The sequence below is a fragment of the Oryzomonas sagensis genome, from assembly GCF_008802355.1.
Lineage (GTDB): Bacteria > Desulfobacterota > Desulfuromonadia > Geobacterales > Pseudopelobacteraceae > Oryzomonas > Oryzomonas sagensis.
The window spans coordinates 1,602,103-1,620,699 of the sequence record NZ_VZRA01000001.1; the positions used below are offsets into that span (position 1 = coordinate 1,602,103).

16 protein-coding genes are annotated in these 18,597 nt (G+C 60.7%); 5 read left to right on the forward strand and 11 right to left on the reverse strand.

Features of this window, described 5'->3' with window-relative positions; all coding sequences use genetic code 11:
- Positions 1-43: 43 nt before the first annotated feature.
- The 5 genes from F6V30_RS07415 to F6V30_RS07435 all read right to left on the reverse strand — a co-directional run bounded on the left by F6V30_RS07415 (position 44) and on the right by F6V30_RS07435 (position 5,760).
- On the reverse strand, positions 44-1,411 hold the full coding sequence (locus F6V30_RS07415) for a sigma-54-dependent transcriptional regulator (protein WP_151156272.1): 1,368 nt from the start codon (positions 1,409-1,411) through the stop codon (positions 44-46).
- 138 nt (positions 1,412-1,549) lie between these two features.
- Positions 1,550-1,963: a response regulator gene (locus tag F6V30_RS07420; protein ID WP_151156273.1), complete on the reverse strand. Its 414-nt coding sequence runs from the start codon at positions 1,961-1,963 to the stop codon at positions 1,550-1,552.
- 44 nt (positions 1,964-2,007) lie between these two features.
- On the reverse strand, positions 2,008-4,572 hold the full coding sequence (locus F6V30_RS07425; RefSeq protein ID WP_151156274.1) for a response regulator: 2,565 nt from the start codon (positions 4,570-4,572) through the stop codon (positions 2,008-2,010).
- On the reverse strand, positions 4,569-5,438 hold the full coding sequence (locus F6V30_RS07430) for an HDOD domain-containing protein (protein ID WP_151156275.1): 870 nt from the start codon (positions 5,436-5,438) through the stop codon (positions 4,569-4,571). Before F6V30_RS07430 ends, F6V30_RS07425 begins: the two co-directional genes overlap by 4 nt.
- Positions 5,425-5,760: a hypothetical protein gene (locus F6V30_RS07435; protein WP_151156276.1), complete on the reverse strand. Its 336-nt coding sequence runs from the start codon at positions 5,758-5,760 to the stop codon at positions 5,425-5,427. Before F6V30_RS07435 ends, F6V30_RS07430 begins: the two co-directional genes overlap by 14 nt.
- A 217-nt stretch (positions 5,761-5,977) precedes the next feature.
- On the opposite strand from F6V30_RS07435, the gene F6V30_RS07440 reads away from it, so the two are divergent.
- From F6V30_RS07440 to F6V30_RS07460, 4 genes are all read left to right on the forward strand, one after another.
- A complete protein-coding gene (locus F6V30_RS07440; protein ID WP_151156277.1) occupies positions 5,978-6,415 on the forward strand; it encodes a Fur family transcriptional regulator in 438 nt (145 codons plus the stop codon).
- 53 nt (positions 6,416-6,468) lie between these two features.
- On the forward strand, positions 6,469-8,460 hold the full coding sequence (feoB, locus tag F6V30_RS07445) for a ferrous iron transport protein B (protein WP_151156278.1): 1,992 nt from the start codon (positions 6,469-6,471) through the stop codon (positions 8,458-8,460).
- 357 nt (positions 8,461-8,817) lie between these two features.
- Entirely contained in the window at positions 8,818-9,462 is a 645-nt protein-coding gene (locus tag F6V30_RS07455; RefSeq protein WP_149306577.1) for a metal-dependent transcriptional regulator, read from the forward strand.
- Positions 9,463-9,560: 98 nt separating this feature from the next.
- Positions 9,561-10,754, forward strand: a complete 1,194-nt coding sequence (locus F6V30_RS07460) for a cofactor-independent phosphoglycerate mutase (RefSeq protein ID WP_151156280.1) — start codon at positions 9,561-9,563, stop codon at positions 10,752-10,754.
- Positions 10,755-10,874: 120 nt separating this feature from the next.
- On the opposite strand, the gene F6V30_RS07465 is transcribed toward F6V30_RS07460, so the two are convergent.
- The 3 genes from F6V30_RS07465 to F6V30_RS07475 form a co-directional block, all read right to left on the reverse strand.
- A complete protein-coding gene (locus F6V30_RS07465; protein WP_151156281.1) occupies positions 10,875-12,638 on the reverse strand; it encodes a FecR family protein in 1,764 nt (587 codons plus the stop codon).
- A 127-nt stretch (positions 12,639-12,765) separates the two neighbouring features.
- The gene (nudC, locus tag F6V30_RS07470) at positions 12,766-13,638 is read right to left on the reverse strand and encodes an NAD(+) diphosphatase (RefSeq protein ID WP_151156282.1); all 873 of its coding nucleotides are present in this window, start codon (positions 13,636-13,638) and stop codon (positions 12,766-12,768) included.
- A 76-nt stretch (positions 13,639-13,714) separates the two neighbouring features.
- A complete protein-coding gene (locus F6V30_RS07475; protein WP_151156283.1) occupies positions 13,715-14,170 on the reverse strand; it encodes a ferritin-like domain-containing protein in 456 nt (151 codons plus the stop codon).
- Between the two features lie 149 nt (positions 14,171-14,319).
- Here F6V30_RS07475 and mltG point away from each other — a divergent pair, with 149 nt between their 5' ends.
- Positions 14,320-15,333 carry an endolytic transglycosylase MltG gene (gene mltG / locus F6V30_RS07480; protein ID WP_246163303.1) on the forward strand — a complete coding sequence of 338 codons (1,014 nt, stop codon included), beginning with the start codon at positions 14,320-14,322 and terminating at the stop codon, positions 15,331-15,333.
- A gap of 87 nt (positions 15,334-15,420) precedes the next feature.
- Here the strand turns inward: mltG and F6V30_RS07485 are convergent, their stop codons facing one another.
- The 3 genes from F6V30_RS07485 to F6V30_RS07495 form a co-directional block, all read right to left on the reverse strand.
- Positions 15,421-15,600, reverse strand: coding sequence for a hypothetical protein (locus tag F6V30_RS07485; RefSeq protein ID WP_151156284.1), 180 nt, complete (start codon positions 15,598-15,600; stop codon positions 15,421-15,423).
- A gap of 142 nt (positions 15,601-15,742) precedes the next feature.
- On the reverse strand, positions 15,743-16,585 hold the full coding sequence (locus F6V30_RS07490) for an HDOD domain-containing protein (RefSeq protein ID WP_151156285.1): 843 nt from the start codon (positions 16,583-16,585) through the stop codon (positions 15,743-15,745).
- Positions 16,582-18,486 (reverse strand): GspE/PulE family protein, encoded by a 1,905-nt coding sequence (locus tag F6V30_RS07495; RefSeq protein ID WP_151156286.1) that lies wholly within the window; start codon positions 18,484-18,486, stop codon positions 16,582-16,584. Before F6V30_RS07495 ends, F6V30_RS07490 begins: the two co-directional genes overlap by 4 nt.
- Positions 18,487-18,597 lie beyond the last annotated feature (111 nt).

Consider the following 18,597-nt stretch of genomic DNA (forward strand, 5'->3'; position numbering starts at 1 on the left):
GTACAGCGACTGCAGACTGGGCGGGAGAATGGGCCGCAACGGGTCAGGGACGGTAAAATGCCTTGCGACCGATCTTGAGCATTTGGGAAGCCTTGGATTTGTTGCCGTTGCACCGCTCCAGGGTGATGGCCAGAATGCGTTTCGTCAACGTATCGAGTGAGAGGGTCTCGCCCGGCACCGTCAGGGTATAGGTGACGCTGTCGCCAACGTTGCCGCCATGGGCGGCACCAGTGGAGCCTGCCGGATCGATCCCCAGATGGGCGGGACGGATCGGCTCTCCGTCCGTGAGGATGGCTGCGCGTTCCAGGCAGTTGCGCAACTCGCGGACGTTGCCCGGCCAGTGGTAGTTGAGCATGGCTTCCATGGCCTTTGGGGAGATGCCGGGCAGTGCCTTGCCCAGATGCTGGCGCAGATGGTCGAGCACATGTTCGCAGAGCAGGGGGATGTCGTCCTTGCGGTTCCGCAGGGGGGGGATGGTAAGCGGAAAAATGTTGATCCGGTGGTAGAGATCCTCGCGGAAGCGCCCGGCAGAGACCCACTCGGCCAGATTGCGGTTGGTGGCTACGATGACCCGGCAGTCGGCGGGAAGCGGGGCGTTGCTCCCGATTTTTTCGAAAACGCGCTCCTGGAGGACCCGCAACAGCTTGGCCTGGAGCGGCAGAGGCATGTCGCCGATCTCGTCGAGCAGGAGGGTTCCCCCACGGGCCAGGCTGAACTTGCCTTCCCGATCACGGTCGGCACCGGTGAAGGCTCCCCGCACATGGCCGAAGAGTTCGCTTTCCAAGAGGTGTTCGGGAATAGCGGCGCAGTTTACCGCGACAAAATTGGTGGGGAGCCCTTTGCCGGCAAAGTGGATGGCTCGCGCCAACACCTCTTTGCCGGAACCGCTTTCGCCGTAGATGGCTATGGTCGTCTGGCGTACCGCAGCCACCTTGGCCGCCAGCCGCAGCATCTCTTTCATCGACGGATTGACGGTCACAATGCTTTGAAAGGTGAATGGTTCTCCCAGGAGCCCTTTGATCTGTTCATTTTCGCGGACAATATGGTGGTAGTCGAGGGCATGTTGGGTGGTGATGCGTAACATATCGGGATTGATGGGCTTCTCAAGGTAATCGTAAGCACCGCGCCGCATGGCCTCGACAGCGCTCTCCACACTGCCGTTTGCCGTTACTACGACGACCGGTATCCCTTTGTGCCGCTTCCCGATCTGCTCGATGAGTTCCAGGCCATCCATTTCATGCATGACCAGGTCGGAGATGACCAGATCGATCTGGCGTCGCTCCATGATGTCCAGGGCTTCCGCACCGCTGAATGCGGCTACGGGAGCGAAACCAGCCTCGCCGAGCTGGGTTTCCAGCATGCGAACGCTCAGTTCATCGTCGTCAACAATGAGGATTGTCGGGACCGTCATTGGCAACACGCCTGAAAGATTAACATGATTATATCGCCCTCATCAAATTTCATACGATAACATCGCCCGATGACAAGGAAATCTTCCTCTTTCCCCTGCAGTTCACGCTTCCCCGGCGGTTTGTCCGGCCGGCGGCCTTTAGCCGGAAATCCGCAACCCCAACTGGCTGATCGTTTTACGGACCTTCTCCGGCTCAACAGGCTTGACCAGATAGGCTGACGACTGAACCGCCAGCATGGACTGCATGACATCCTGGGGAGTATTGAGGGCCGTCAGCATGACGATCTTGACCTGCTTGTCCGTCGGCAGGGCCAGTCCTTTCTCCAGCTTCCTGATCTCTTTGCCGGCGGTGATCCCATCCATGTCCGGCATGACGATATCCAGCAGGATAAGCTCATAGGGGGCGCCCTCCGTCATGGCTGCCTGGAACTTTTCGACCGCATCCCGGCCGCCGCCGGCGGTGTCGACGACGGGAACGTTCTCCAGGTACTGGGCGACGATCTCGCGTCCCAATTCGTCATCGTCGACGACAAGGCATTTTTTGAGCTCCATGTCATTCCTCCTCTGTGAAATCCGGCCCGCTCGGGTCGGGCCGGTTATAAGCCTTCAGCGGTCAGGCGCACGAAGGCATCATATTCGTTGTTGAGACTGGGGAGCAGGTCGAGCGCCTCAACCGGTCGCTTTTCCCGGGCGGCCTCTTCGATGCGCCGGGCGATGTCCTGGATTCGCGGCGCTCCGATATTGCCGGCAGCCCCTTTGATGGTGTGGGCGTTTAGCCGCATCCCTTCACTATCACGATTCTCCGCGGCCGCGAGAAGTTTCTCCAGGTTGCCGTCCATCCCCTTGCGGAACAGCGCCACAAACTTACCGATCAGTTCGGTCTTCCCCCCCAGGCGGGAAAGCAACCCAGCGCGGTCGAATACCGGCAGGTCCGGTTCAGAAGTCTTCCTGGGGACGGGTGATCCCGAACCGTGCTCTTGGGGAGCGAGGGGGAGGCCGCACTGCTTGTGCAGGGCGAATTCAAGTTCAGCAGCTTTGAATGGTTTGGAAAGGTACCCGTCCATACCCGCGGCCAGACATTTCTCCTGATCTTCCCGGCCGGCATAAGCCGTCAGGGCGAGGATGGGACATTTCCGGCCGGCAGCCTTCTCCAGCTCCCGGATTTGACGTGTAGCCTGCAAGCCATCCATGACCGGCATCTGGACATCCATCAGGATGGCGTCGAAATGCCCCGCGGCATAGGCCGCGACAGCCTCCCGGCCATTGGCGGCCAGGGTGACCCGGTGTCCCTGCTTTTCGAGGATGGCCAACGCCAGCAGCCGGTTGACCTCCACATCGTCGGCCACCAGGATGTCAAGGCGGGCCTGCTCCTCCGGCAGGGGGCGGCGGGCGGTCGGCAGCTGCTGCGCTGCGCCCCGGCCGGTCAGAACCTCCAGGATGGCGTCCCGCAGTTCATCGTGTATCCACGGTTTGGCGAGATACCCGCCGACCCCCAGCCGGCGGCATTGTTCGGCGTCGCCGCGCATCCCGGCGTTGGTCATGACGATCATCGAAAGGCCGGCGCGGCCGGCCTCTCGAAGCTGTTCGACCACGCCCCAGCAATCCGCACCCAGGGTCTGCAGATCGACCAGCGCCAGCAGGGGGCGTTTGGATGCGTCACTCAGGCGGCGGACGAGTTCCAGCGCCTCCGTTCCATCGGCAGCGCCAAAAGGCCGCATGCCCCATGCGGTCAGGTATTGGGCCAAGGTGCGCCGGTTCAACTCGATCTGTTCCACCACCACGACGTGCCGGTCCAGCAGTTCGACCGGTTCCGGCCGGGGCGGTCCGTGCTGCTGGACCTGGAGGCGGGCGGTGAAGTGAAACGTACTCCCCTGTCCCGGCGTGCTGTCGACCCATATTGTGCCCCCCATCAGTTCCACGATCCGCCGGGAGATGGTCAGGCCGAGGCCGGTGCCGCCGAAACGTTTGGTCGTGGACGAATCGGCCTGTTCGAACATGTTGAAGATCCGTTCGCAGGCTTCCGGGGCGATTCCGACCCCCCGGTCCGAGACGGAAAATTGGAGCAGCGCCTGATCGCCATCGTCTGTCAGGAGGTTGGTGTGAACGACGATTTCCCCCCGGTCCGAAAATTTTATGGCATTGCCCACGAGATTGACCAGGACCTGCCGTAGTTTTCCGGCATCGCCGATCAAGGCGTCGGGCACGTTTATTTCCGGGACGCAGAGCAACTCCAGTTTTTTGTCGGTCGCCTTGGGCGCCAGCGAACGCAGCATCTGCCCGATAACCGTGCGCAGCAGGAAGGGTGAATGGTCGAGTACGGTCTTGCCCGCTTCTATCTTGGAAAAATCAAGAATATCGTTGATGATGAGCATCAGGCCGTCGGCCGAATCCATGATGGCGCGGTGGAACTGCCGCTCCTGGGCGGGGGCGAGCCCGCCGGTGAGCAGGAGATCGGTCATCCCCATGATGCCGTTCATGGGGGTTCTGATCTCGTGGCTCATGTTGGCAAGAAAGGCGCTCTTGGCGCGGCTGGCTTCTTCTGCCTGTTCACGGGCGATGGCCAGGTCGTGTGTCCGCTCCAGGACCTTCTCTTCAAGGGTGACCATATTTTCGTGCAGCTTGGCGTTGAGCGTGGTGCTCTCCAGGGCGTGGGCGCAGGTGTACAGTACGATGGAGATGGCGTTGAGAGCCGCCGCATCCACCGAGGTCGAATCTCCGGGCAGGATGGCCGCGAACATCCCCAGGATGCGGGAACGGGTGGCGATGCTGTGCAGGAGCAGGGTCCGGTTGTCGGCAAGGGGCACCAGGATGGCTTGGTTGCGGTTCAGAGCCCAGGCGAAGGTCCCGTCCATGATCTTTGCGTCGATCTCGGATTGAATCTCGTTCCGGGCATCCCCGGGTTCCCAGGATGCCAACTCGAAGCTGCCATCCTCCGTCGCCTCAAGGCACCCCATTTCCAGGCTCACCAGGATTCTGCGGACCTGAACCTGGGTAGCCTGGAAAATGGCGGAAAAGTCCTTGGCGCGGTTGAGGTCGCCCTGGAAATCCAGACTCGACGCGAGCATGTCCAAAATCGACATGTAACGCCGGTTTGCCTCTTCCAGAAATTGGACCCGCTCCTGGAGGAATTCAAGGGAAAGGGGGGGGCTTTTTGCTTTCATTGCCCCTCCATCAGAATATCGAAGGTTTCCTCGATCTGCGGTTCCGACTGTTTCAGGATCGTCGCCAGGATGTTGACCGGCATGCCGAGGCGATCCCAGGCCGCCGGATCCAGGGGAGAGACGCACCACTCGCCGCTGGCGCCGAACTCGAAGGCCTGGCAGACGATTTCCGCCAGGTGGACGATGGCTGATTCCAGGGGGAACTGGGCCGCGGAGCGGGGGGCGTGGTGACATGCCACCGGTTCGAAAATGTTGGCCGGAAGCTTCCATGCCTGCAACAGCGCCCCGCCCAGGTCGGCATGGTCGAAGCCCAATTGGTCCCGCTCGGTATGGTGGTAATGCTCCTGGCGCGACCGGCTGAGCGCCAGCACCTCGCCGGCCGTCTCCGGTATGGCGGCGCACAGGATCAATTGCCCCACATCGTGGAGGATTCCGGCCACGAAGAACCGCTCCACATTACTTTCGCGCAGGCAGGTCGCCAGATTGCGGGCGATGATGCCGCAGGCGATGCTGTGCCGCCAGAATAAGGCCATATTCATCAAATCGTCGGGGATACCCTTGAACACGCCCATGGCCGAGGCGGCAAACGCCAGGTCGCGCAACTGCTGGGTACCGATGATGGTCACCGCCTTGGTGATCGAATCAACCCGGGAGTAATAGCCGAACAGCGGGCTGTTGGCGAGTTTGAGGATGCGTGCGGTGAGGCCCTGGTCCTCGATGATGATCTTGGCGATATCGGCGATGGAACTGCGGGGGTGATTGATGGCCTCGTTGAAGCGTTCGTAGAAATAGGGGAGGGAGTAGATCGTCCGCGTCTGCTCCACGAGCCGCTCCAGGGTGATGGGTGCGCGTTCAGCAAAGCTCATGGGTGGCCTTTCTCAACGCTGCGAGGCGGAGCAGTTCGCGCATGACCGGGTGCTGTAGGTCACTGTTGCCAAAAAGCGGTTCAAGCGACGCCATGGCGGCATCCAACTGCTCGTGGGTGATCTCTGCGGGGAGGTGGCTATTCGGGTCGTCGTCCTCCATCCCGACGATGTTGACCTCCATCACCCCCCAGGTCCGCAACACCACAAGATGCTTCTGGCTCAACTCCACGCCCGCACCCAATAACAACCTGCCGGTGCGGTCGTGAACATCGCTTGCCAGGGTCATCCCCGCTTCAAGATTGTCGATCTGGGTCAATCCCATGAGCCAAACATCTCCGGAAAAACCGACGAAACCTAGCAACACACCGTTTGCGGGATTCCGGCAATTTACGTCGAATCAAGAATTACAACAGTACTTATATAGCATTCTGCTCCAGGTAACTCAAGTTATTGGCTCGGTTTCGGGTCGCATATTTTTGTGTTGACAGGATCATGGCGGGTCCCTTATATTGAATTTCAAGTTCAAAAGGGAGGGCGGGATGATCCTCGAAAAGAAAAAGGCTTTCAATGCGTTTGCCGCGGCCAAGGGACTCCGCTCCACCCGCCAGCGGGACATCATCCTGGACTTTTTTCTTGCCACCCGCCAGCACGTCAGCGTCGAAGAGTTGTACCTGAAGATCAAGGCCAGCCATCCCGGCATCGGACATGCCACGGTGTACCGCACCCTCAAACTGTTCACCGAGGCCGGCTTGGCCCGCGAGATTCTGCTGAACGACGGCCAAACCCGCTATGAACACGTGTCGGCGGGCGAGCACCATGACCATCTGGTCTGCACCGGGTGCAACACGATCATCGAGTTCGAGGATGAGACCATCGAGAAACTGCAGAAGGAGATAGCGCTACTCCACGGTTTCATGATCAAGAGTCATAAGCTGGAACTCTACGGACTGTGCGCAGCATGCAGGGCTAAGCACTAATTTTTTTTGCCATATATTTGAAATTGAAAATCAAAAGCATAAAGGATGGAGTAATGGCGACATGCTGCGGTAAACAGACGGAAGCGCCGGGGAAGGTGCCAAATGCCAAGCGGGTGGCCTTGGTCGGCAATCCCAACGTCGGAAAGAGTGTGCTGTTCAATGCCCTGACCGGGTCGTATGTAACAGTTTCCAACTATCCCGGGACCTCGGTGGAGGTATCCCGCGGCCATGCCGTGATCAATGAGCAGCCGTGGGAGGTGATCGACACCCCGGGGATGTATTCGATCCATACCATCACCGAGGAGGAACGGGTGGCCCGGGAGATCCTGCTGCACGAGACCCCGGACGTGGTGCTGCATGTGCTCGATGCCCGCAATCTGGAGCGTATGCTGGCCATGACGCTCCAGTTGATCGAGGCGGGCCTGCCGGTGATTCTGGTGGTCAACATCATGGACGAAGCCGAGCGGATGGGGCTCAAGATCGACCTGGAACTGCTGCGGCAGCGGCTCGGCATCCCGGTGGTGGGGTCGGCCACGACCCGCAAACGGGGGCTTGGCGAGATCCGTTCCGCCATCGCCACCTATTGCCAGGATGTGGGCAGCCCCCGGCATTTTACCTACAGCCGCCTCCTGGAGCACGACATCAACGAGGTGTCCGGGCTCATGGAAGGGGAGTACATCCTTTCCCGCCGCGCCCTGGCCCTGCTGCTGTTCCAGCAGGACGAAGAGATCACCTCCCTGGTGCGCCGCCGGGAGGGGGAGGGGTTCGGGGTGATTGCCGAAAGGGTGCGGGACATCGCCTTCAACCGCCGCGGCTCGTTCCACCTGGATCTCTCCATGGAACGTAAGGATATCGTCAAAAAGCTGGTTCAGGACGTGTTCACCAGCCCGGAGAAACGGGTCGTCACCTGGGGCGAGCGGTTGTCGCGCATCTCGGTGAGGCCTTTGACCGGTATCCCCCTGCTGCTGATCGTGCTCTATTTCGGCCTGTACAAGTTCGTCGGCGACTTCGGCGCGGGCACGCTGGTCGACGTGCTGGAAAAAAAGCTCTTCGTGGAGATGTTCAACCCCTGGATTACCGGTATCGTCAAGATGGTCATCCCCTGGGAGATCATCCAGGAGCTGTTCGTGGGGGAGTACGGCATCATCACCCTGGGAATCCGTTATGCGGTGGGGATCATCCTGCCGATCGTGGCGACCTTCTTCATCTTCTTTTCCTTTCTGGAGGATACCGGCTACTTTCCACGCCTCGCCCTTTTGGTTGATCGGATCTTCAAACGGTTCGGCCTCACCGGCCGGGCGGTGATCCCCATGGTGCTGGGGTTCGGCTGCGACACCATGGCGACCATGGTGACCCGCACCCTGGAAACGACCCGCGAGCGGGTCATCGCCACGGTGTTGCTGGCCCTGACCATCCCCTGCTCGGCCCAACTGGGGGTGATCCTGGCGCTTTTGTCCAAGTTCCCCGGCGCCCTGGTGGTGTGGGGCGCCTGTCTGCTGCTGCTGTTCGTGGTTGTGGGCCTGCTGGCGGCCCGGGTCATGCCGGGCGAAGCCCCCATGTTCTACATGGAGTTGCCCCCCATGCGGCTGCCGCAGTTTTCCAACGTATTGACCAAGACCTATACCCGCATGCAGTGGTATTTCATGGAGATCCTGCCGCTGTTCGTACTGGCCTCCATACTGCTCTGGCTCGGCAAGATAACCGGGCTCTTCGAGAAGCTGATAACGGCAATGACGCCGGTGATGGCGTCCATCGGCCTGCCCCGGGAGACGGCCGTGGCCTTCATCTTCGGTTTCTTTCGCCGGGATTACGGCGCAGCCGGCCTGTACGAACTGCAGACGAAAGGGGTGATGGATGCCCGCCAGTTGACGGTTGCCGCGGTGACCCTGACCCTGTTCATCCCCTGTGTGGCCCAGTTTCTGATCATGAAGAAGGAACGGGGGTGGAAGGTGGCTGGCAGCATCGGCGTGTTCGTCAGCCTGCTGGCCTTCGGCAGCGGCTATGTGCTCAACCGTTTCTTGCTCGTAACGGGGATACTCTCCTAGTATCCTGCGAAGGGGGCACCCCCCGGGAGATATGAAGATGATTTGCGGGTTTTGCGGACACGAATTCGACGAAAATGAAGGAAAGCGCGGGTGCGGCGGCTGCCCCGGCGGGTGCCACAGCGTGCATTGCCCGCGCTGCAACTACAAGAATCCCCTGGAACCGGCCTTTATCGGTAAGCTGAAAAACATGTTGAAACGGAAAACATCATCCGACGCTGGAGCTGCAGAGAATTCAGAGGACAAAAAATCAAAGGCATCTTAAAATAGTGTTTTCCGACGGGAAAGCTATGGTGCGATGTCCGATCTGATGGTTGTTTCTCTGTATGCCTGTCACCCGGTGGCAAAGAAGGAGCGTATATGAAACTGTCCGAAAAGGCGGAAGAGATCCTGGAGGCCCTGTGGATCGCGGTGGAAGAAGAGGGGGGGCGTTTTCTCGACCCGGAGAAGATGGGGTTCCCGGCCGATGACCCGGCCTACCGGGAGCTGACCGACCGCGCGCTGGTGGAACTGCGCCAGGGGATGGTCTATTTCCGGCCCGAGGGGCGCGAAGAGGGGAAGATGACCATCCGCCGCCATCGTCTGGCGGAGCGCCTGATGATGGATGTGCTCAACCTGCGCGGCGACGAGGGAGACGACAAGGCCTGCCAGTTCGAGCACCTGCTCAATGAAGGGGTGGACGTCAAGATCTGCACCATGCTCAACCATCCCACCACCTGCCCCCACGGCAAGCCGATACCGCCGGGCGAGTGCTGCGCGGACGCCCGGGCCCAGGGCGACCTTGGCGTGGTGGCCCTGACCGAATTCAAGTCGGGGCAGGAAGGGGAGATCGCCTACATCCAGACCGAGGATAGCAAGAAGATGCAGAAGCTGATGGCCATGGGGGTCCTGCCGGGCAATCGTATCGTGCTGGTGCAGTCGTTCCCTTCCTACATCTTCCGGGTCGGATTTTCCGAGTTCGCCATCGACGGCAACCTGGCAAAAGAGATTTTTGTGCGGAAATAGCGGCAAGGAAGGTTGACAAGGGGATGATTCGGAAACTAATATGACCTGACTTCCTCAGTATTGGTTTTCTATCCCCATTCTCATCCTGAAAGGCGCGTATGAAGGTCATCATCCTCCTCGGCGACGGCATGTCGGACGTGGTCTACAGTGAACTCGGCAACAAATCACCGCTCCAGGCGGCCAAGACCCCCAACATGGATTTCATGGCCCGGCACGGTCTGGTCGGCCTGGCCAATACCGTGCCGGAGGGGCTGCCGCCGGGCAGCGACGTAGCCAACCTGTCGATCTTCGGCTACGATCCGCGGACCTGCTACACCGGCCGTTCTCCGCTGGAAGCGGTCAGCATGGGGGTGACCCTCGGCCCGGACGATGTCGCCTTCCGCATGAACCTGGTTACCCTCAAGCCCCACGGCAGTTCGCTCTACATGGAGGATTTCTCGGCGGGCCACATCTCCACCGAGGAGGGACGCGGATTGGTGGCAGCGCTCCAGAAGGAGATCGGCAGCGCCGAGTTCGAGTTCCATCCCGGGGTCGGCTACCGCCACCTGATGGTCTGGCGCGGCGGCAAGGACGGCATGACGGCCACCCCCCCTCACGACATCACCGGCAAGGCGGTGCTGGAGTACCTCCCCAGCGGCGATGGCGCCGCCACGTTGAACAATATCATGAACCACGCCCAGATGGTGTTGCACGACCATCCCCTCAACAAGAAACGCAAGGAGGAGGGGAAGCGGCAGGCCAACTCCATCTGGCTTTGGGGACACGGCAAGACCCCACGCGTCGATCCCTACAGCCAGAAATTCGGCCTCTCGGGAGCGGTAATCTCGGCAGTGGACCTGATCAGGGGGATCGGTGTCTGCGCCGGCCTGGACGTGATCCACGTGGAGGGGGCCACCGGTTACATCGACACCAACTACCTGGGTAAGGCCCAGGCCGCCCTCGCGGCCCTGGAAAATCACGATTTCGTCTACGTGCATGTGGAAGCCCCCGACGAGGCATCCCATTCCGGCAGGATGGATCACAAGATCCAGGCCATCGAGGACTTTGACCGTCAGGTGGTGGGTACGGTGCTGGAAGGGATCAGGAAATTCGGCGACTTCGCCATCCTCTGCACCCCCGACCACCCCACGCCGGTGCGCCTGATGACCCACACGGCGGAACCGGTTCCCTTTGTCATCTATCGCGGCGGGGAGGGGCCGGGCAACGGCGCAAGCTCCTACGACGAGGAACAGGCCGGGACGACCGGCCTGAAGGTGGAGGGGCATAACCTGATGGAGCTGCTGGTGAAGTAGCCTTTGGCTCGTGGCGCATCTCTTCTGCCCTGCTGCATAGATGTTTTACCAATACAAAAGACCCTCCTCATGGAGAGCCTTTTGTGTTACCGGCAGAGATGTACTTCTTCACGATTCAAGCTATCTTTGGGGAGCCTCCCGCCGTTCTTCCGAACGCCCCCGTGCGGGAACCGGCGTCCCCTTATTCTCATTGCGCTGTTCAGGGGCAGTAACGTTCCAGACCTTTCTCGGCTGCGCCTGGGGTGACGGTGTCGCTCTGCGGTTTTGTCCGGCGTTCGGGGCAGCCGGGCTGCTCTGGGGCCGTGTTTGGATTGCCGGGGCTGGTTTTGCCGCCGGTGCCGTTACGACCGGCACGGGGGAGCGCCGTTCTCCCCTCCCCTGGGGTGCCGGAGAGGCCGGTGCGCGGGTTTCAGCCGGGGCCGCCGTCCTTGCGGCCGGTTGTGGTTGCGCGGTCGGCTGCCCGGCGGGGACATTCTTCCTGTCCCGCACCTGGGGCGTCGCTACGGGCGCAGGCGCTGCCGTCTTCGGCGTTCTTGCCGGGGCGGGGGTGGCGGCGGGCGCAGATGGCATTATCCGCGGGAAGCGTTGCCGCATCTCCTGGGGCGCCACCCGTTTCACCTCAGGCGGTGCGATCCGGGGAGGGGTGCCCTTGACGACCGGCATGCGCGATTCCCGGAGCGGTTTGATGCGCGGACTGCCCACCGATACGGCCGCCGAAGGGGGCATCGCGTTTCTCCCGTTCATCGGGGTATTCACGGTTCTCCCCCGCAGGAAATCGTTCTGGGGAACCATCGTCATCCCACCCCGGGCCCGGCTGTTCCGGTAGACCACGGTGGTGTTCCTGACATTTATGTTGGTGACGTTGATGTTGACGCTGTTGCGGCCATAGGAACGGCGCCCGTAGTAGGTCTCGCCCGGCGCCAGCGGCGTCCAGCCGACGCGGTCGCCGGTGCGATACCACCCCACGTACCCCGGTCCCCAGTAAACGTCGCCGCGACCGGGCGGAACCCAGCACCAGCCGCGTCCGCCCACCACGATCCACCGCCCGTAGTGATAGGGCGCCCACCCCCAGTTCTCGTAGGAGATCCAGACATAATCGTCGCCCTTCCAGATCCAGCGGCCGCTCCGGTACGGCGCCCAGTCGTCGGCCAGGATCACCGTCGGCCGCCAGACCATGCCGTAGTCGGGAACCCGAACCCACTCGCCGCTGGCGTCGAGTTCGCCGGCATACCCCCTGATCTCTTCCGGGAGATAGGCCTCCGAGCGCGAACTGCGGATGATGCCCCGGTCGCGGTCCATGTTCCAGCGTTCCCAATCGTCGGGGGGATTGAGGGCCAGCAGTTCGTTATGCCCCTCTTCCAACGCGATTTGTTCGCCGGCCCGCACCCTGGTGCGGCTGCCGTTGCCTTCCACATAGGCCGAACCCTTGAAGATGGATACGTCCTCTTCACTGTTGGGCAGCATGTCGATCCGCAGGCGCGTGCGGCTGGCGGGGAGCACCGTGGTGTCCTCGGCATCTATTTGCAGGCTGCGTTCCTTGACATTGCTGACGGTGTGCACGTACATGCGCCCCGCGGAGAGGTGTATCTGGGTGAAGCCCTCCTCCACGGCGAGCATCTCCATGGTGGAGCCGCCGTCGATCCTGATCAGGGACCCGTCGTTCAACTGGATCTCGAGCCGCGAGCCATCGGGGCACCAGACCGAATCCCCCTCGTCCAAGGGCGTGTTGACGGCAACCGGCAGCCAGTCCGTATCGCTGGGGGTGCGGAAATAGACGTCGCCGACCTGCTGGTGCACCCTGGCCGGGCTGATGACTCCGGCCAAGGACCAGGATGGCGGGATGGCGATGAACAGCATGAAAACGATCCAGAGTACGCGTTGCATAACAGCCTCCTTGCCCCGGTCGGGGCGGTGGTGTCTCTCGGTTCAATTAGTATAACGCAAAGAACATGCCGTGTGGAGGAATGGCCTAAACAGGCTCTTCCAGACGGTCAGGTTGAAGCGGGCCACCTCAAATGGGGCAGGATGTCGGCGTTTTGAAGTTGTCGAGGATCCAGCGCGCAATGCTGCGCTTGGGCGGGAGCGAGGGGAGGGCGTTCAGGGGAAACCAGCGGGCATCCTCCAGTTCGCTCGTGTCAACCGTGATCTCGCCGCAGGCCCAGTCGGCCACGAAGCCGGCCATGAGCTGGGCCGGGAAGGGCCAGTTCTGGCTTCCCACGTAGCGGACATTTTCGATCCCGATGCTGGTCTCTTCCCTGACCTCGCGGATGGCGCACTCTTCCAGGGATTCGCCGAAATCGACGAATCCGGCCACCAGGCTGTACCTGCCCGCCGGCCATTCCGCCTTGCGGGTGAGGAGCAGGTGGTCGCCCCGTCTGACCAGTACGATGGCGCAGGGGTGGATGTGGGGGAAGTGCTCTGTGCCGCAGCCGGTGCACCGTTTGCCCCAATTGCCGGTCATGGGCTCGGTCGGCGCACCGCAGCGGGAGCAGTGGCGGCTCTGCCGGTCCCAGTGCAGAACCTGCTTGGCAAGGCCCCCCACGGAAAGGGTCGCCATGTCCAGACGCTGCTCGGCAGCGTTGAACGCCTCGGCCTCGAAGGGGGCCTGGAGGGGCAGGTCGCCGGCGACGACAAAGGCGCGGAGCGGCTTGCCATGCCAGTGGCCGATGAAGATCGGAGGAGCTTTCGGCCGGAGCCAGCCCGGCAGGCCGCCCTGGGGCAGGGATAGGCCGTTTTTATCCCGCGCCACAAGGATGCTGTTACCCTGCATGATGGCCCAGTAGCCTTCTTCCGCCGGCTCGTGCAGGGCGGGATAACAGGGTTGGAAGTGCTCTTTGATGATGGCAAAATTGAAGGGGAGGTGGATCTGTTCGGGAAACATCATAATAGCCTCACAAAGAAAATGCCGCCCGGAGGCGGCATCCGATACGATAGTGTCCCGTGCGGTTAGTCATGGGGCACTAGTTCTCGGTCAGTATCTTGTCATCGTACATCGATTCAAGGTTGAATTTGTGCTTCTTCTCCTCGTTGGCGAGCATCAACAACATGCGCTGGATCTCGGGAACGTCGGTCAGGTGGCTGGCCTCGCTGTAGAGCCGGGCGGCCTTTTCCTCGGCCTTCATGGCAAAGACCAGGATTTCCTGGAACGTCATGTCGTCCCGGTATTCGATGTCTACCAGGTAATCGCCGATCTTCAGATCCGGCACCTTGACGAAGCGGTATTCATGGACCTTCTCCCGGTCCAGCCCCTGCAACAGGCGCTTGTGCCCCAGTTCCTGCCCGGCCATCTCCTCCAGCATCTTGCGGCTGGCGGTCGACGATACCATCGCGGCGGCCTTGGAGTACAACTGGTACGAGGCCTCTTCCTTTTCGATGGCAAAGTCGAACACCTGGCGGATATCCTTGAACAGTTCCATGGTTTCCCCTTTCGCCGCCGTATCGAGGCGGTTCGGCGCGTCGCTGCCTCAATGATGATGGCTCTCTCCGTATCAATTTTTGTAACAACATTCGCCCCTGATGTCAAGGAACGCCCACAGGCTTGACTGCGGGCCGGAAAAAACCCATAATGCCGGCAATGCTTCCGTTAACCGCCCCCCCAAAAAAACTTGCCGTACTCTCCATCCGCACCGGTCTTCTGCTCCTGCTGGGCTGGTATCTGGTCTGCACCTTTATCCCGCCGGGAAAGGGCGGCATCGTCCGCGATATCTCCTTTCCGGCCGGCAGCGGCATCAGAAAGCTGGCTGGGGAACTGAAGCGGGGCGGCGTTATCCGCAGCGCGTGGCACTTCATCCTCCTCGCCCGCCTGCGGGGGCAGGCCCACCGCCTCAAGGCGGGCGATTACCGCCTCACGGACGGCATGACGCCGGGCGATATCCTGCGCAAGCTGGCGACGGGCGATGTGGATTACCGCCGTTTTGCCCTGCCGGAGGGGTATTCCGTCTACCAGGCCGCCGAGATGCTGGATCAGAAGGGGTATTTTAAAAGGGATGCGTTTCTGGCCGCGTGCCGCGACACCGCCCTGCTGGAGCGCCTGGGTATCCACGCCGCCAGCGCCGAGGGATACCTCTCTCCGGCCACCTACAACCTGGCGCGCAACGGCACGGAAGAACAGCTGGTCACCCAGATGGTCGGCCACTTCCGGAAGGTGTACGGCGATGTGACCGCGGGCGGGCGGGGACAGAGCCGGCTGTCCCTCCACGAGATCGTGACCCTGGCCTCGATCATCGAAAAGGAGGCGGTTTCCGGGGACGAAAAACCGCTGATCTCCTCGGTCTTCTACAACCGCCTGCGCCTGGGAATGCCGCTGCAGAGCGATCCGACGGCGGTCTACGGCGTGCGGGCCTTTTCGGGCAAGGTCACCAAGGCCGACATCGGCCGCCAATCCCCCTACAACACCTATCTTGTCAAGGGACTGCCACCCGGCCCCATCGGCAATCCGGGGGCGGACGCCCTGCGCGCCGCCCTCCATCCGGCCCGCAGCGACTACCTCTATTTCGTGGCCCGCCAGGATGGCACCCACTATTTTTCCCGCACCCTGGAGGAACATAATCGGGCCGTTGCGCGCTATCTCAGAAACTGATACCCCTACCAGCGTGAAAATCTGCAAAAAAAAGCCGGATGACCTGTTTGGGGCTCCGGCTTTCTGTTTATGTGTTTGGCTCAGGTTTCAGGCGTGGGGCGTGGCCTTTTGCACTGAAACCAGAAACTGAATGACCCCCACCAGGTTGATAAGTCTTCTGACCAACACGACCCGCTCATGGTCGTCCTTGGTTTGCAGGCATTTTTCGAGAAGATTCTGAAATTGTTCCACAACGATTTCGATGGAATTGCGGATCTTTTTACCCATACAAACCTCCTTTTCTGCCTTTGACGAGCACCCCCCGGAAAGTGTAATCGATTATACCAAGTTTAGCGGGAAAATGTGAAGCGAGTGTGGCGGAAAAGATAAAATTTTCGTAAAACCGCCCCCTGGCCCTCGTGGCAGGCGCTTAGAGCGCCTGCGTTCCCGCATCCTCTACGATAATCTCCAACTCGGCGAGGGTGATCTCCTTGATCCCCAAAAATTGTGCCTCGGGTGCTCCGAAAAGGGCGATCGCCGGATCGGGGTTAAGGGCCTTGCCGACCTTGCGGCAGGCCAGGTTGGCAAGTCTGACGATGACGAGCAGGGTGTCGTTGCCGTCATACTCGGTATTGTGGTGGTTGGCGGTGATGGCACAATAGGTCTCGGGCAGGCTCCAGGAGAGCATCAGGCGGTGGCCCACATCCTCGTGCATGGTGTCCAGAATCTCGTTGATGAGCATCTCCGAGACATTCGCCTTTGTGCCGCCGGCCTGCAGAATCTCGTCCAGGGCCTTGATGATGGCCAACTTGCCGATATCGTGCAGCAGGCCTCCCATGAATGCCTCGGCGGCAAGGGATGGGTAGCCCGCCTTGGCGGCCAGCCAAGTGGCCCCCGTGGCGCAGGAGAGTGCATGGTCCCACAGCTTTTGCAGAAAGGTGTCCAGAACCGGGTTGCCTGACTTGTACTGTTCGGCCTGGGATGCCATCATGACCAGGTTGGCGATTTCCTGGGCGCCCAACCGGACGACGGCGTCTTTGATGGTGGCAACCTTGGAAAGCCCGGTATAAAAGGACGAGTTGCCCATCTTGAGAACCTGGCTGGCCAGGGACTGGTCCTCGCTGATCAGCCTGATGACCTCTTCGATGTGAAAGTCCCGGCTGACGAGCATCTGTTGGAGCTTGACCGCCACCGAATGAAAGACCGGGAGGCCGCGCAGGTCTCCGGCCAGACGGTCTCTGATCAGTTCTACAAACGGTTTTTCCGTGGTCATTGCGTAACTCCCAGTATCCTTCGAAGTTCGCCAAGGGGCCGCGGTTTCCCCAGGCGTGGCAGATCGGTGATGATCTCCTTCATGGAGACCAGGCCTTGCGCGCCCTTGACGAGGCCATCCTCAACGAGTGTCACCATGCCCGAGGTCTCTATGCTGATCCTGCGGATATCGTACGAACTCTTGTTGTTCAGGATGGCATTTTTGACCATTTCGTTCATCACCAGCAGTTCGAATACGCCGACCCTGCCGCGATAACCGCTGAAGCGGCAAGACTTGCATCCCCGGCCGATCTTGAATTCCCCTCCGACCAGATCGGTGGGCGACATGCCCAGGCGCGACAGGTCGAGGGGGGTGGGGATGTAGGTCTCGGCGCAGTCGGGGCAGACCCGCCGGAGCAGGCGTTGCGCCACCACACAGACCACGGTGGAGGAGATCAGGAATGCCTCGATCTCCATGTTCATCAAGCGGATCAGGCCGCCGATGCTGTCTTCGGTGTGAAAGGTGGTAAGCACCTTGTGGCCGGTCAGGGCCGCCTGAATGGCGGTCTCGGCCGAGAAGTGGTCGCGGATCTCGCCTAGGACGATGATATCCGGGTCTTGGCGGACGATGTGGCGCAGGGTTTCCTCGAAGGTGACTCCGATCTTGGGGTTGATGGAGCATTGGGTAATGCCGTCGATGATATATTCAACCGGATCTTCGGCAGTAATGATGCTGGTATTGATGTTGTTCAGAAAGTTGACGCAGCTGTACATGGTGCTGGTTTTGCCCGACCCGGTGGGACCGGTGATGATCATGACGCCGGTGGGGACCTCCAGGGCCTCATAGATGAAATGCTCCAGCATGCGCGGGGCCATCCCGATTTCCCTGATGTCCAGCAGGGTCCCCTTGTTGTTCAAAAGCCGCAGGACGATCTTTTCGCCGTAGATGGTGATGAAGAAGGAAACACGCATGTCCAGATTGATACCGTGTTTATCACTCACGAACAGGATGCGCCCGTCCTGGTGACGGCGCCGCTCAGCGATGTCGGCCTGGGCCATGACCTTGATCCGGCTGGTGAACTGGGTCGCCAACTCCTTGGGGAAGTCCTTATGGTGCTGCATCACGCCATCGCATCGGAGACGGATGCGCAGGCGGTCCTTCATCGGTTCGATGTGAATGTCGCTGGCGCATTCTTCGATGGCTTCCTCGAAGAGCGTGTTGATCATGCCGATGATGGTGGACTCATCAGAAATGGCTGGCTGGCTTGATGTCCGCTCCAGGGCGGCAAGATTTTCCAGGATCGACTCGCGGGGGGCAATGGCGATCTTGATATCCTGTCCCAGAATCTTTCGGGCCACATCCTGGGCCCGTTGGTCGAGAGGATCGGAAAGCGCCAGGACAATGGCGTTGCCCTCGCGCTTGACCGGTACGAATTTGTGTTCCCGGCAGATGTTGAGCGGTATGGCGGCAAGCAGGGACCGGTCGAGGGTGACGAAGCTCAACTCGATAAGGGGATAGCCGAGTTGGTAGGCAAGGGTTTCCAGCAGCCGCCGCTCCTCGATGAAGCTCCGTTCGACCAGAATTTCGCCCAGCCTTTTTTTGCCTTGGTACTCTTTCTGTATCCCCAAAGCCTGCTGGAGGTCCGTCTCCCGCAGATACCCCAATTCCACCAGGAGGTCGCCGAGACGGATGTTCATTTGGTTGCTGCGCAGGGTATTTTGGAGCTGTTCCTGGGTTACATAGCCCAAGTCCAGCAGGGTGTCCATCATGGTCCGGGGGGTACTGAGCTTTGAACGGACCCTGGTGGCATAGGAAAGCTGTTGTTCATCGATGACGCCGTCTTTCAGTAGAAGCGCTGAAATAAGCCCCGTACTTTCGGTGGGTGGGAGTATTGCCGGGCTGATGCTGTTTGCTTGGGTCATGGGTCCCTCACGGGAGGCTGGTGCGTTTCACCCGTAACCTTACACTCATTAAGATTGAGAAATCAATGGATTTTCGTTGCCCGGACCTGTTTTGTCCCAAGGCATTATGGG

Bases quoted from the DNA above. Each gene is read 5' to 3' on its own strand.
- F6V30_RS07455 (WP_149306577.1), top strand. From the start codon at position 8,818: ATGAAACTGTCCGAAAAGGCGGAAGAGATCCTGGAGGCCCTGTGGATC.
- F6V30_RS07495 (WP_151156286.1), bottom strand. From the start codon at position 18,486: ATGACCCAAGCAAACAGCATCAGCCCGGCAATACTCCCACCCACCGAA.
- mltG (WP_246163303.1), top strand. From the start codon at position 14,320: ATGCCGGCAATGCTTCCGTTAACCGCCCCCCCAAAAAAACTTGCCGTA.
- F6V30_RS07420 (WP_151156273.1), bottom strand. From the start codon at position 1,963: ATGGAGCTCAAAAAATGCCTTGTCGTCGACGATGACGAATTGGGACGC.
- F6V30_RS07440 (WP_151156277.1), top strand. From the start codon at position 5,978: ATGATCCTCGAAAAGAAAAAGGCTTTCAATGCGTTTGCCGCGGCCAAG.
- F6V30_RS07430 (WP_151156275.1), bottom strand. From the start codon at position 5,438: ATGAGCTTTGCTGAACGCGCACCCATCACCCTGGAGCGGCTCGTGGAG.
- nudC (WP_151156282.1), bottom strand. From the start codon at position 13,638: ATGATGTTTCCCGAACAGATCCACCTCCCCTTCAATTTTGCCATCATC.
- feoB (WP_151156278.1), top strand. From the start codon at position 6,469: ATGGCGACATGCTGCGGTAAACAGACGGAAGCGCCGGGGAAGGTGCCA.
- F6V30_RS07415 (WP_151156272.1), bottom strand. From the start codon at position 1,411: ATGACGGTCCCGACAATCCTCATTGTTGACGACGATGAACTGAGCGTT.
- F6V30_RS07425 (WP_151156274.1), bottom strand. From the start codon at position 4,572: ATGAAAGCAAAAAGCCCCCCCCTTTCCCTTGAATTCCTCCAGGAGCGG.
- F6V30_RS07485 (WP_151156284.1), bottom strand. From the start codon at position 15,600: ATGGGTAAAAAGATCCGCAATTCCATCGAAATCGTTGTGGAACAATTT.
- F6V30_RS07435 (WP_151156276.1), bottom strand. From the start codon at position 5,760: ATGGGATTGACCCAGATCGACAATCTTGAAGCGGGGATGACCCTGGCA.
- F6V30_RS07460 (WP_151156280.1), top strand. From the start codon at position 9,561: ATGAAGGTCATCATCCTCCTCGGCGACGGCATGTCGGACGTGGTCTAC.
- F6V30_RS07475 (WP_151156283.1), bottom strand. From the start codon at position 14,170: ATGGAACTGTTCAAGGATATCCGCCAGGTGTTCGACTTTGCCATCGAA.
- F6V30_RS07490 (WP_151156285.1), bottom strand. From the start codon at position 16,585: ATGACCACGGAAAAACCGTTTGTAGAACTGATCAGAGACCGTCTGGCC.
- F6V30_RS07465 (WP_151156281.1), bottom strand. From the start codon at position 12,638: ATGCAACGCGTACTCTGGATCGTTTTCATGCTGTTCATCGCCATCCCG.